This window comes from Fibrobacter sp., assembly GCF_045131395.1.
Taxonomy (GTDB): Bacteria; Fibrobacterota; Fibrobacteria; order Fibrobacterales; family Fibrobacteraceae; genus Fibrobacter.
In genome coordinates, this window is sequence record NZ_JBGUQY010000008.1 from 79394 (window position 1) to 92669 (window position 13276).

Consider the following 13276-nt stretch of genomic DNA (forward strand, 5'->3'; position numbering starts at 1 on the left):
GAATGGCGGTATCTAAGGATAGAATAGGCGGCTTGTGGCTTGTCTACGGGATTCCCGGGACTGGTAAGACCTTGCTCGGTGGCATTGCTGACGGCTTGATTCCGGCGGTTCGTTCTGGACGCCGTGTCTTTACTAATATTACCGGGCTTTCGGTTGCCGGGATTTCTTCTGTTGCGGGTGTTCCTCCTCTCTCTGTTGATGTTGAATTTATTGAGGATATGTCCGACATTTTGACGGCTTTCGATTCGGATTGTGCGACGGGTTCCCTCTTTATTCTTGACGAAATGCGCTCCGTTCTCGGTGCTGACGAGAAGAACGTCAACTGGCTTTCTCAGCGTCTCAACATTATGAGAAAACGCGGTTGTGATTTTATAATGATTGCTCAGGTTCCCGGCTACATTGACGAAGATATACGCAAGTTGGCTAAGGGCTGTTCGCTTTATATGCGTCTTTTTTCGTTCGGTTCGAAGTCTAAAACGCGCGAGTATCGTTGGGACGGCGGGACGCCTTCTCTGTCTAGGAACAAGCCCGTAGACTATGCCGGGTTTTCTATTCGTTCTCTTGATTCTACGCTCTTTCCGTGTTATGGTTCCTACATAGATTCCCAGATAAAAGGCCGGGAGGATTCCGCGCGTACTAACTTGGTTTGGACTTCGCCTAAGGCTGTTGTGGCGTACTTGTTTATTTTGTTCGTAGTTGTATTTATCGGCTTCGGCCTCTATATGTTCTTTAACATTAAGGATTCTTTTGGGACCCTTGGCACTAACCTTTCCGGGCGTGCTCCGGCTCCCGTTTCTTCGGTGGATTCACTCAATAAGGCGGTAACTTATGACCCTTCTAAGGAAAATCCTTGTTACACTTACATTATCTGCGATTCGGTCGTTTGTAAGACATCTCTCGGGGCTTTCCCTTCCGATTCTTATAATCGTGACCTCAACAGCGTTATTACTCCTGGCGGGGTTCTGTCACTCTGCGACCATTCCCACTAGCTACCAGGACTCCGGCACTTGCTTTGACTTGGCGGGTCGTTATCTCAAGTTTTCCGGGTTCCCGTATGTCATAGACTCGCGTCTCAAGTCCTACGAGTGTAACTGGAATTTCCAGGGGAACACGCTCAAGGACTTCGAGACGTGGTGTAGGTATTCCGGGCTCCGCTGTGGCGGCAATCCCTACTTTGTCGGGTTCGACTCTACCTGGTATAATGGCGAGTATATGCCCGTAATGCGTGCGGAGCACCTTCGCTCGGAGCGTCGCCGCTCGGATAGCCTGGAGGCTTTCTCGGCCTCTCTCGCGGCCCTTGAGCGCCGTCGCGTCGATTCGCTCGCCTCCCTTCCTCCCTTGCCGCGTAAGCGTGTTACTATCGAGTATCTTGAAATGGGCCGCTCCACCGCGGAGCGTCTCGGCTTCTCTTATTCGGACTTTATCGGGTCGGCCCGTTTCTTCGAGTATAGCGACCTCTTTTCTGTCACCCTCCAGGCTCTCGACGTGGGGGACACTTCCTTTGTTTACCGGACTTACTCTTCGCAATATGACTCTACTCTTTCCGTGTTCTGGGGTGGTCTCCGGGACCGCCTCGCCTCCTCGAATATCACGTCTTCGGGTATTGTTTCGAACAACTACGAGCGGGAGTCTTTCGGCTTGACTTTCAAGCTCAATGGCCTTAAGTACCATTACGAGCACTCTACGGACTTCGAGCACTCTATAAACGGCGACGGCCTTCTCGATATTGGTGTTAATCACATTTTCGGTACTTACCAGTATGACTCCCAGGAGGAACGCGGGGTCCCGTTCCTTCGTTCCGTTCCGGTTCTCGGTTTTCTTTTTCGTCACGTCGTGGACGTTCACGAAGTGCGCTATATGTTCATTTCTGTGTATGTCGCGGAGCTTCTCGAGGAGTTGGGGGAGTGATTTATGCCGGTTATCTATCCTATAGATTTACGTTACGACGAGTCCCTTTCTTGTAATAACGGGCACCGCCGTGTCCCTGCTTACCAGGTTCCCGCCTCGGAGGTTCCGCTTATCTGTTCCGGTAAGGAATGGGAGGAAATCAAGCGCCGCGACTATCCCTGGCTCTACGACGGCTCTCGCGTCCACGTTGCGGGGGATATTCCTCTCTCGGAGCTCTGTAAGCCACGTAATGAAAATGATTCTTACGAGCGCGGTTTTGTGCGGCAGAAGCGGGCGGGGCGTTGGGTTGAGCGTCGTCTTACTTCGTGTGTCTCCGGCGGTTGCAAGATTCGCCGTCTTGAGGATTTTGTGGACTTTGAGACGGGGGAGCTTCTCCGGCCTTACGTTCGTGTTTCCGATATGGACTGGGACGGGGAGAACCTTCTTTACTCCGAAAAGGACGTGCGCTTTATGGAGCGGCACTCCTCTCGCTCGGATAATATGCGGAGTGTCCGGGAGTCTTGCGAGCGCTTCAAGTGGCTTGTACGTGCCAATGAGCGTAAGGTTCGGCTTTTTGTCACTCTCACGTATGCCGAGAATATGAGGAACACTCGTAGGCTCTACGAGGATTTCCGGCGGTTCTGGGCGAAGGTCCTCCGGGCTTTCCCTGGTGTCTCCGGTTACCTCGCCGCCGCCGAGCCCCAAAAGCGCGGGGCCTGGCACCTTCACGTCCTTCTTCTTTCGAATAGTCCGTCCCTTTACATTCCTAATAGGCAACTTAACAAGAAGTGGGGCCACGGGTTCACGAAGGTTCAGCGCGTCCGCTCTATCCGGGACGTGGGCCACTATCTCACTAGCTATCTTTCGAACATCAAGGACGGCAAGGGCACTAAGAAGGGCGCGAGGCTTTCTCTTTATCCGCTCGGGTTCCGTTTCTGTCGTTGGTCCCGGAATGTCCGGCGGGTTTCCGAGTCTACCTGGTACGGCGGTTTCGGTGACGCTTTCTGTGGACTCTTCGGCGGGTCCTACGAGCTTTGTTTCGACTATCAAAAAGAGACTAGAAAAGAAGATGGAATTTGTATAAAATCTAGGGTTGCTTTATTTTGTAAAGAAAAACCAAAATAAACTAATTTCCTTTCTTTATGTTGTCTTTATAAACAAATTATTCCCTTTATTTATGCGGTTTTTCGCTTGTTTGTACAAACAAAGTAAATACTTACTTTGTTTGTAATATTTCAAACAAAGTGAAAATTTTTAAACCAAAATAATTTTATTTTGGTTTTTCTTTACTTTGTATAAAAATATGTAGGTGGTGGGGTTGGGTGGTTGGGTCCTGATGCGCGCCGCGCGCGCGTGTGTTCCGCTCCGGTCCGGCGGGTCTGGACTTTGCTCCGGCGGTGTGTCCCGTCTGGCGGCTTCCCGGGAATTGTCCCTGGTTCCTTGCGGCTGTGTCCCTTGCGCGGCGGTCTCTCCGTTGGCGGGTTCCTTCCCGCTCCCGCCCCAAGAAAAAGAAATGCGTGTACGCCTGCGGAGCTGGCCCTAGCGACGGCCTCCGTCCGGCCATTAGAAGGGGTCCCCGCTGCCGGGTCCCGTGCGTGTGTGTCGGTGTCGCGGTGGTCTTCTCCCTGCTTTCCCTGGTATCTGTGCGCGTGTGGTTGGGGGGCGCATGGGTGCGCGGGGTCGGTTGTTCGCGGTGTCCCGGTCTGCGGCCGGAGTCTGGGCCAAATACTGCATAGTAGCGGCCTTCCGTTCCCTCTCGGTCTGCCGCTGTCTGTGGCGTGTCGCAAGGTCGAGCGGAGCGAGGACCCGCCGGACCGGAGCGGAGCGGAACGCGCGGCGCGGAGCGCCGCTTTAACTTGACTATAGAGAAAACAATAACACGCGGATTTCGTACAAATTACTAGATTTCCGGAAAAAAGGCGGTTATATGGTCTTTCTCCTGTTCCTTCTCAATGTTGTTTGCATTTCGTTCACGCTCTGGAGCGTGGCGGCTTTCTGCCGGGAGTCTTCCCGGCGTCTCAAGTCCCTCGACGAGAATTTTCAGTTGTTTATAAAATTTTACTTGACGGGCGGCAAGGATTAGTTATATTTACTTCCGAGCGGTTCCGCTCTTGCTTTTATGTTGTCCGTCTCGGTTTACATAATCCGCATTATCGGCAATAAAGTATAGAAAAGACGGGGAGGGGCGTCAAGGCCATTGTTTTTATGCACAACCGAGTTCCACCTGGTGTGAAAACGACTTCCACCTAGGAACTTTCGGATCGGCTGGGCTATGGACTGGTCGGAACTAGTCGAACATGTCCCAACGAGCGTACACGTCTCATAGATTCTCCGACACAAACTGGACGGCGTAAGGTGCCAAATTTGCCGAAATTCGGCAAGAATCGGCAAATATCGCACCGGATGCCGTCTGTAAGGATAACTGATGATGTCTGAAGTCGAACTGCTGGAACCTATGGCCGAATCGACGGTCTATTAGGGTCAGCTAGTGGAACTTTTGTTTGCCCCAAGATGGATGCACACCGTGCTACAGAACAGCCATTTGGAGCCTATTTGTATGACTTTTTTTATTATATTGTCTTTTAAAACGATAATATCGTATGGTGAACAAAGAAATGAAGAGTTTTAGAAAAAACGAGCCCAAAAAGATTTTGGTGTTGCTCGCTGCCCTGGCTTATTTGGCCCTCTTTTTATCGGGCTGTGCAGCTGCCAAGAAACTTTCTGCGGCTGATATCCTTTCCAAGACGAAGCTGGAATTCGTGAGCCTGTCCTTGGATTCGGCGACGCTCAACAAGGATCTTTTCCCGAAATCCGACGACTTGATGAAGGGCCTTTTGCCGAACCCCCACGTGGTTGCCTTGGTGCAGGATTTTGCCCGTGGAATCCTCGAGAAAGAAATCGGCAAGGCTTATTTGACTGTAGGACTCAATGCTAAGAACCAGGGCCAGGATACGCTCTGGATTCGTGGCCTGATGGCAAACCTGGTGCTGGATTCCCTGATGGAACTCCCCGTAGCGCTTCGTGATTCGGTGAAGCTGGTTCCCGGCGACAACCAGGTGATTCTGGTAACTGAGATGCCCATCGACCGTCGTATATTCAAACTCATGGATGTAAACGTGGTTCACATCGTGGGCCGTATGGATGTTTCCCTGGAAGCCGCAGATGAGGCTTTCACGTTGGATTTTGATATGGATCGCAAGATCAGCCAAGAAGAAAAGCAGGCCCTTGCCGACAAGGCCCGCACCTCGGTTTTGGACAACATTGTAAGCGATTGGGTAGGAGCAATCGGTTTTTAGAGGATGTTATGCGTACTTTTGTACCTGAAAATTTTAATGTAGACAACGTCAAGGAAGTTGAAAAATTATACCAGAGCCTTTTGGACGAAAATATCCCGAACTCCCCTGACGCGCTCCGCGCCTGGATTTTGAAATGGAGCGAATTGGGCTCGGTGCTTTCGGAAGTTTCTTGCCGCCGTTATGTGGCCATGACCGTAAATACCAAGGATGAAGCTGCCGCCAAGGCCTACGAAGATTTCGTCAGCAACGTGGATCCGGTTTCCAATGAATTCAGCGACAAGCTGAACAAGAAGTTGATGGCCCACCCTGCCAAGGATCAGCTGAAAGACGAATTCGGTGTATGGTTCAAGAGCGTGCAGGTTTCCCTGGACCTGTTCTCCCCCGCCAATATTCCCCTTGAAACCGAAGAAACCATCGCCATTCAGGCCTACCAGAAGATTACCGGCGGCATGAGCGTGGAATTCGATGGCGGCGTCAAGACCATGCAACAATTGAGCGCCTACCTGGAAAAGACCGACCGCGACCTTCGCGAACGAGCCTTCCGCACCATGTGGGACCGTCGTCTCAAGGATAAGGAAGCTCTCGATGCCTCCTTCGACAAGCTTTTCCAGATCCGCAACAAGATTGCGAAGAACTCTCACTGCAAGAACTTTATCGACTACATTTTCTTGGCCAAGCGTCGTTTTGACTATACTCCGGCCGACTGCAAGAATTTCCACGAAAGCGTGGAAAAGCTGGTGCTCCCGCTCCTCAAGGAAATCTACAAGAAGCGTGCCCAGAAGATGGGCCTCCAGACGCTCCGCCCTTGGGATTTGAGTGTCGATCCGCTGAACCGCGCTCCGCTGAAGCCCTACAGCAACGGCGATGAACTCATCGAGAAGGTGGACCAGATTTTTGAATCGATTCACCCGCAGGCCGGTAAGTGGGCTCGCGAAATGCAGGCCAAGAAGCTGATTGATCCGGATAGCAGGCTTGGCAAGGCTCCCGGTGGCTACCAGATTGGCTTCGACGAAAGCCGTCTCCCCTTCATTTTCATGAATTCGGCGGAAACGGACCGTGATATCTACACGCTTTTGCATGAATCGGGCCATTCCTTCCACCAGTATGCCCTGGCCAACCAGCCCATTCTCGCCTACCGCGACGTGCCCTCGGAATTCGCCGAAGTGGCCAGCATGAGCATGGAACTTATCGGTACCAGCAACCTGAAGCCTTTCTACGGTGACGACGCCGAGGCCATTCGCCGCAGTATCGAAGGCGAACTGGAAGACGTGATTTGGTTGTTCCCCTGGGTGGCTAGCATCGACAGCTTCCAGCATGAACTTTACAGTCGTCCGAACCATACGGCCAAGGACCGCGAAGAGATTTGGAAGGGAATCATGGACCGCTATGATGCCGGCGTGGACTATACCGGCTTTGAGGCTGTCCGCAACAACATGTGGCAGAAGCAGTTGCACCTGTTTGAATGCCCCTTCTACTACATCGAGTACGGTATTGCCCAGCTCGGAGCGCTCCAGGTGTGGGCAAACTTCAAAAAAGACCCGAAAAAGGCCATTGACGATCTGTTCTATGCCGAAAGTCTGGGGGATAGCCGTCCCCTGCCGGAACTTTTTGCCGCTGCAAACATCAAATTTGACTTCACGGCGAAGACCATTGAACCGCTGATGCGGGTGGTGTGGGACGAACTTTGCAAGTAAACGGAGATGAGAGGCTGGATATTAGTGGTAGATGGTTAGTTTTTTCAAGTTTTTTTAATTTTTTTGCAAAAAAACGGCAAAAACGCTTGACAAACTAAAAAGAATAACCTATATTTGGCGCACATCCTGGAGGGATGGCCGAGTGGTTGAAGGCGCACGCTTGGAAAGCGTGTTTACCTCACGGTAACGAGGGTTCGAATCCCTCTCCCTCTTCTAAAACATTTTCAGAGGTACCTTAATGGCTGAAGAACAGAGAGTCTATCTTGATGACATTTACGCAAACGAACAATGTCAAGGCTCCGTTTTCCGCGCAGTGGTCATGATGGCCCAGGAAGCCCGCTTTGTTAACAAGCAGGCTACTCAGGGTTACATCACTCTTACCAAGAAGCCGACCACCATCGCCATGTACAAGTTCAAGGAAGGCAAGCTTTCCATTTCCGATAAGAAGGCTAACGACCAGGCTGAAGCTGTCGCCGTTGCCGAACCGGAAATGACCTCCGAAAACGTGGCTCAGGTTTCTGCAGCAGCTGATGACGCCTTTGGCGCATAATTGCTGAAACCTTAGCAAAGAAAATTGAAAAGCGGCTCAGTGAGCCGCTTTTCTTTTTTTCTCCTCCCCCTTTTAAGACCGTTCCCTTTTAAGACCGTTCGGCTTTACACCTCCGCGCTTTTGCGGTAGTAAGCCTCCGGGAATGCCTTGGCAGCGCAATGGTTGCAGAGCATACGGAGTCTGGTCTCGGCGACAGAGGTCACGCGGATCTGGGCTCCGCAGTCGGCGCACTTGGCCAAGAAGACCATGGACAGCGGTGTCGTCTGGTTTTCGGCATTGATGCCCTCGCCTACCCTGCGGACGGTATTGCGGAAAATGATTTCGCCATCGGCATTCTGGACGATTTCACGCACGATACAGCACTCGAAGCTGCGCCCGCGACGATTTCGCATACGGGTGTTGAAGCTGGAGTTGACGGTGTCGTTGCGGAACTTTTCCCAGTCGCTTATGTAGCGGTACAAGTCCGTCACGTAATGCCACGGGAGTTCCGACTGTTCGAAGCCGAACATACGGCAGAAGCGCCTGTTTCCGCTAAGAAGGCGGCCGTGTTGGTTAACTTCGAAATATGCAAGATCGATAGTGTTCATCATTGTGCGCCTCCTTATTGATAGTACCTGTAGAGTACATCTGCTGAAGTGATTGCTTTTTCACCCAATCGCACATCCTTCAGTTTCAAATCCAGTTCTTCATCCCCAAATACAAACGGTGACGTGCTGAAATCTTGCGGGGGCATGTAGCCTATATATTTTTGAGCAATCTTGAATCCGTCCTTGTACAGCATTAACATCTGTCCCTCAAAGGTTCCTGTGAGGGACACCTTTTTGCCGGTTTCGACTGGGGCCGTAGAAATCACGGCCTCGCGGCAGTCGAAGCTTCCGTAACGGAGGGAGAAGAGTGCGTAGGAAGGTGCTTCGGTTCCGCAGATTCCGTTGATGATTGTTAGTGCGAATACGCCATTGGAACCCGTGAATTTTCCGAAGATATTCTTGCGGTAGGAGTTTTCGGAATCGATAGAGCCCAGTTCAAAGTTTACTTCGACCGTCCATTCTGAGTACCAGTAGATCTCCTGATTCGTGTTCTCTTCGGTAGAGCCGTTTTCGACTGTTTCCCAGCGGTAGAGAACGCCGTAGTCAATGTCATGGGGCAGTTCGTTTGTAGCTATTGCGGCTGATTCGGAGCTTAGATAGCTAATCTGGGCGGAAGAACTTGAATACTCCGGTTCCGGATCTGGATCCGGATTCGGTACGGGCGGCTGGCCAGGCGTTCCTGCGCTAGGACCATCGTCGTAGTCGAAGTTCTGTAAAGCGGGTTCTTCGAAATCGGATTCCTTTATGGAGGTGATTGCCGATGAAGGAACAGGACCAAGCAGGTCCGTGTCGGTCAAGGAATTCTTCAGTAAGTAGGCGACATCGTTAGAATTGCCAGAAGAAACAATTAACGGATAGACGCCGACAGGTAAACCATCTAGCTGGAAGTAGCCAGAAACATCGGTTTTGGTAGAGACATTGCCGCCATTGGTGAGCTTGACCGTAATATTCAGGGCTTCTCCATCGACATTGCTCAACCTACCTGTAAAATTATGAAGTTCCGTATCGCTGGTGGTAGGAGGGTTCGTTGAGCCCTCGTATACAGGGGCAGGATCGGTATCGATAACTTGAATCGGTGTTGCCGTTTTTGGGGGAGGGACGATTTCGATGGGCTGTTCGCTGAAGAAAGACGTGTCTACACCGGCGATGAGGCTGTCGGCCGAAGAAATTGTACTACGGTCAGTTCCGTTTGGATTTGCTGCTGCAACGGTGTTGTTTTCTTCGTCGACGCCGCCTGCCCAAAAGACACCGCATGCCGACATGGTAAATGCGACAGAGGCAATTGCCCAAAGTTCAACGCGGCTTGCTATTTTAAATATCTTAAGCATGGCGTTCCTCCTTCGGCAAAGTGCGTGTAAGGGGGAATAGCTGCACGTTCAGGCGGTAAACTCGTTCTTCGCCGGAATCTTCCATGACAATGGCGCTGATACGGCGGCGGAAGTCCGCGATTTCTTTCGTAATCTTTTCAAAAGCGCTATCGGAAATGCCGATGGTAAGGCCTGAAATGTCTCGTTCGTTAACGGGAACCTGATCCAGGCTTTGGACACCCAGCTCGCCCATCTGTCGGTGCATTTCGCGAATGGCCAGCGAGGTGACGTCAAGATTGCCCGTGGTCACGGAGCGGCTGCTTTGGCTATAATGGCCCTGCTCGTCTTTTTCCAGAAGACCGTTCTTTTCGAGTAATTTGAGAGAGCTTTTTACATGGGATGCGTCGCTGTCAAAGACGAGCTCCCCCGCCATTTGGGCGGGTGTCGCGCCGTCTAGGCGCGGGGCCATTTCGCGGAGAACCGGGTTCAGCCAGCTTCCGTAATAATCGTATTGGTCTTCGCCCACCAACGCAAAGGAATTCTCGTTGGCAAGCTTGCGCATTTCGGCAAAAATCTTCTTTTTCGTGGCAGAGGACTTTTCCTGGTTGAATGCCACCAGCTGCCGGAAATACTGTAAGTCAACGCCAACAAGTCCCATTGCGGAGGCAACGCGTTCAATGCCCGCCTCGCTCAGGTTTGCCTTGCTGTCGCAAACAAGCTTCAGGAACACCGGCGAGGAATACCCTGCGGCCTTCGCGAAATCACGCCACGTAAAACCATAGCGCTCTTTGCGCTCGGCATAGTAGTCGCGAATATAGACGCGGTAGCTTGTGTATTCCATTACGGGTTTCATACCTCGTAATATATATTCTTTTGGTTACAAAGTCAATAGTCTATGATACAAAATATCTAAAAATGTTCGTAAATGCAGAAATTTTGCTTAAATCTATTGAAAAATGCGAAATTTCTATGATACAAACGTGCAAAAAACAATGATTCAAGTCAAAATTATCTGCAAAAAAAGCCCTCGGACATCGTTCGAGGGCTAAATCTTGTATCATGGGACCTGCGGTCTTGTGTCTTTACCCACGGCTGTGGGCGTAGTTCGTCTTCTTGTCCTCATACATGAGGGCATCGGCTTCGCGCATGGCCCTACGGATATCCCCCGCTTTTTCGTCATAGAAGAATCCGATAGCGAAGCTCACGTTACCCTTGATCTTGGATTTATCGCGGAGCTTTTGAACTCTGGCTTCAAGACTATCCTTGGGGATATCGATAGCGACTACCACAAATTCGTCGCCGCCGGCACGGTAGATTTCGCAATCGCGGAATGTTTCTTTTAGAATTTCCGCGGCGCTCCTCAAGAGGGCGTCACCGGCATTGTGGCCTTCGTTGTCGTTGATGGGCTTGAGGCCGTTCAAGTCTGCGAATACCACAGAAATGGTTCTATAGTTGACTTCACCGCCAACAAACTGGAGCACCCTGTTGTTCATGGCATTACGGTTGTTCACGCCCGTCAGCAAATCTTCGTTGCTCAAGAATCTCAGGCGCTGCACTAGCTTGTAGCTGGCCACTTCAGAGGCGATAAAGAAAGTCACCAATTCAAGCGTTTCTTTAATGCGCAAAGCCTTGGAGGTGTCGAAGTTGGTTGTCCAAATGAATCCGATAAATTCATTATTGTGCATCAATGGCAACAGAACCAGACTTTCAACACCGGCCTCCATCAACGTTTTGTGCCAGTCCGGGTTTCTCTGGCGAATAATATCCATATCCGCTTCGTTCTGGATAATCAGACAGTTGCTGCCCTTAAGCGTTTCAATCCAGGATTCAGCAATATAGATATAGCCATTGTTGAATATCTTATCGAGAGGAAGCGGTGGCATGTCTGGCTTTCGAGCACATGTCAAAATGGAGCAAGTCCTTTCCTTGAAGTCTGTCAAAAGCACGCTGCAAGTGCTTGCGTCACAAATCGTGCGCACATCTTCAATTACTTCATCTATGGTTTTCTTGAAATCCTTGGATCCGCGCAGCTTGATGCAAGCCTTCAGCACGTTTTGCGAAATTTCAGATGAAAGTCTTGTTGATGTATCCAGGTCTTCTTCGGGCTGGATTTCAAGCGTAAACACGGAATAGCCCTTTTCGTCATCTTCGACGTCAACGGGCATCAAGAATTCATTAATGCAGAAATTAAAGCGTTCCGGGCGAATGTAAGCGTGGACTGGCCTTTGTAGAATGGCACTCTGGTAAACGAACTTTTCGAAGTTCAGTTCCTTTTCCATGTAACGTTCGTAATTGGTGCCAGGAACAAACGTTTGACTGAAAACAGAATTGCCATCGTTGTCTCGACTTTCCATGGACTTGATATAGGCTTGGTTAGCCGCTTCAATACGGATTGTCCCGATACTTCCATCGGTACGCTTTTCTACCGATAGAACGCTCGTCATGGTCGGGAACGATTCAACGAATTTTTGCAATTCTTCTTTTTTCATTTTCTCCTCGAGTCCGGGAAGCGCTCATAGAAGTGTTTTTTATCTTCGTACATGAGGGCGTCTGCCTCACGCATAGCTGCACGAATATCGCCGCCCTTGTCGTCGTAATAAAAACCTATAGCAAAACTAACATTTTCTGGATCCAGAGAATCCCGGCGAAGCTTTTCGACATGCTTTTCGAGTTCATTTTTGGGCTTGTCAAGGGCTACAATCACGAATTCATCGCCACCGGCGCGGTAAATTTCACAACCTTCGAACGTCAATTTGAGAATCAAGGCGGCTTCTTTAAGCAGGCAGTCCCCCGCATTATGCCCTTCCTTGTCGTTAACCGGCTTAAGCCCATTCAAGTCGGCAAAGACAATGCCGATGGTTTGAGGGGCACGTTCCCGACCGGTCACCATGCGAAGAACTCGGTTATTCATGGCGTTGCGGTTCAAGACTCCTGTTAACAAGTCCGTCGAACTTAGCATTTCAAGGCGCTGTAATAGTTGATAGTTTACTATTTCAGAAGCAATGAAGAAGGTTGTAAGTTCAAGAGTTTCCTTGATTTGATCGGTATCCTTTGTATCGAAGTTGGTAGTCCAAATAAAGCCGACCGTTTCACTGTTGTAGTGAAGCGGGAAGAGGACAATGCTGTCTACTTCAGCGCTTTTCAAAGATCTGTACCAGTTGGGGTTACGTCGTTTGATTTCGTCCATGTCGTCAGCATTGCGAATAACCAGGCAATTGCTTCCGTCAATGGTTTCGAGCCAAGACTTGGCGTATTCAATAAAGGAGTCGTCCAAGAAATTCTTGAGAGAATGTTGCGGCACGCCTACGGCAATGTCTTCGCTAAGAAGACTGCAAGTCTTTTCCTTGAAATCTGTAAGCATGACACAGCAATAGCTTGCCTTGCAAGCAACGCGAATATCACGGATGATTTCATCCATGGTTTTCAAGAAATTTTTGGAACTGCGAAGCTTGATACAGGTCTGCAAAACTTTCGAAGCCGTCTCTGCTGACAAATTGGCCATCTGTTCCGTATTGGCCTCGGCAGAGAGTTCCTGGGTGTAGGTACAGTAGCACTTATGGGGGTCGTCGATGTTTAACGGCAGACTAAAAATGTTGAACCACACCGGGAATCGGTCCGGATGGATATAGGCGTGCATGGGCTTCTTGTCGACAGCGCTAGCACAAATAAAATGTTCGAAATTCAAATCTCTCGGTAGATAAGCCGTGTATTCGAGGCCTGGGACGAAGCCTTTTCCCCCATTCATCATGGCAGGTGAATTGGACTGTTGCTCGAAAGTGGATAGATAGGCTTTGTTACCCACTTCGATTCTGATTTTCCCGTTGCTCCCATCGGGATTTTTTTCGACAGACATAATACAGGTCATCGAATCGAATTGATTGACATATTCCTGTAAATCCATATAACATCCCTCCACCGCGTATTACGCTAGAGAATTTTTCCTTCTTTGAGTATT

The 13276-nt window shown here is 50.2% G+C and carries 11 protein-coding genes and 1 tRNA gene; 6 read left to right on the forward strand and 6 right to left on the reverse strand.

The genetic code is table 11. The features are described 5' to 3' along the window. The first annotated feature begins 2 nt into the window (after nucleotides 1–2). Both ACJMNB_RS04690 and ACJMNB_RS04695 read left to right on the forward strand, forming a co-directional pair. A complete protein-coding gene (locus tag ACJMNB_RS04690) occupies nucleotides 3–989 on the forward strand; it encodes a zonular occludens toxin domain-containing protein (RefSeq protein ID WP_405339490.1) in 987 nt (328 codons plus the stop codon). Next, on the forward strand, nucleotides 928–1908 hold the full coding sequence (locus ACJMNB_RS04695) for a hypothetical protein (RefSeq protein WP_405339492.1): 981 nt from the start codon (nucleotides 928–930) through the stop codon (nucleotides 1906–1908). Before ACJMNB_RS04690 ends, ACJMNB_RS04695 begins: the two co-directional genes overlap by 62 nt. Nucleotides 1909–1935: 27 nt before the next feature. On the opposite strand, the gene ACJMNB_RS04700 is transcribed toward ACJMNB_RS04695, so the two are convergent. Continuing rightward, nucleotides 1936–2937, reverse strand: a complete 1002-nt coding sequence (locus tag ACJMNB_RS04700; protein WP_405339494.1) for a hypothetical protein — start codon at nucleotides 2935–2937, stop codon at nucleotides 1936–1938. A gap of 1550 nt (nucleotides 2938–4487) precedes the next feature. On the opposite strand from ACJMNB_RS04700, the gene ACJMNB_RS04705 reads away from it, so the two are divergent. The 4 genes from ACJMNB_RS04705 to ACJMNB_RS04720 all read left to right on the forward strand — a co-directional run bounded on the left by ACJMNB_RS04705 (nucleotide 4488) and on the right by ACJMNB_RS04720 (nucleotide 7427). Then, nucleotides 4488–5183, forward strand: a complete 696-nt coding sequence (locus ACJMNB_RS04705; RefSeq protein WP_405339496.1) for a hypothetical protein — start codon at nucleotides 4488–4490, stop codon at nucleotides 5181–5183. Nucleotides 5184–5191: 8 nt separating this feature from the next. Continuing rightward, nucleotides 5192–6877: a M3 family oligoendopeptidase gene (locus ACJMNB_RS04710; protein ID WP_405339498.1), complete on the forward strand. Its 1686-nt coding sequence runs from the start codon at nucleotides 5192–5194 to the stop codon at nucleotides 6875–6877. A 128-nt stretch (nucleotides 6878–7005) separates the two neighbouring features. Next, nucleotides 7006–7090: transfer RNA gene (locus ACJMNB_RS04715), tRNA-Ser, on the forward strand. A 25-nt stretch (nucleotides 7091–7115) separates the two neighbouring features. Continuing rightward, complete coding sequence (locus ACJMNB_RS04720; RefSeq protein WP_073054417.1) at nucleotides 7116–7427, forward strand: hypothetical protein; 312 nt, start codon at nucleotides 7116–7118, stop codon at nucleotides 7425–7427. 104 nt (nucleotides 7428–7531) lie between these two features. On the opposite strand, the gene ACJMNB_RS04725 is transcribed toward ACJMNB_RS04720, so the two are convergent. The 5 genes from ACJMNB_RS04725 to ACJMNB_RS04745 form a co-directional block, all read right to left on the reverse strand. Further along, entirely contained in the window at nucleotides 7532–8017 is a 486-nt protein-coding gene (locus ACJMNB_RS04725) for a PAS domain S-box protein (protein ID WP_405339499.1), read from the reverse strand. A gap of 11 nt (nucleotides 8018–8028) precedes the next feature. Beyond that, nucleotides 8029–9342: a carboxypeptidase-like regulatory domain-containing protein gene (locus tag ACJMNB_RS04730; RefSeq protein ID WP_405339500.1), complete on the reverse strand. Its 1314-nt coding sequence runs from the start codon at nucleotides 9340–9342 to the stop codon at nucleotides 8029–8031. After that, nucleotides 9335–10174 (reverse strand): TIGR02147 family protein, encoded by an 840-nt coding sequence (locus tag ACJMNB_RS04735; protein ID WP_405339502.1) that lies wholly within the window; start codon nucleotides 10172–10174, stop codon nucleotides 9335–9337. Before ACJMNB_RS04735 ends, ACJMNB_RS04730 begins: the two co-directional genes overlap by 8 nt. A 229-nt stretch (nucleotides 10175–10403) precedes the next feature. After that, complete coding sequence (locus ACJMNB_RS04740) at nucleotides 10404–11810, reverse strand: GGDEF domain-containing protein (RefSeq protein WP_405339504.1); 1407 nt, start codon at nucleotides 11808–11810, stop codon at nucleotides 10404–10406. Then, the gene (locus tag ACJMNB_RS04745) at nucleotides 11807–13222 is read right to left on the reverse strand and encodes a GGDEF domain-containing protein (protein WP_405339506.1); all 1416 of its coding nucleotides are present in this window, start codon (nucleotides 13220–13222) and stop codon (nucleotides 11807–11809) included. The genes ACJMNB_RS04740 and ACJMNB_RS04745 overlap by 4 nt, the downstream gene beginning before the upstream one ends. Nucleotides 13223–13276: the final 54 nt, after the last annotated feature.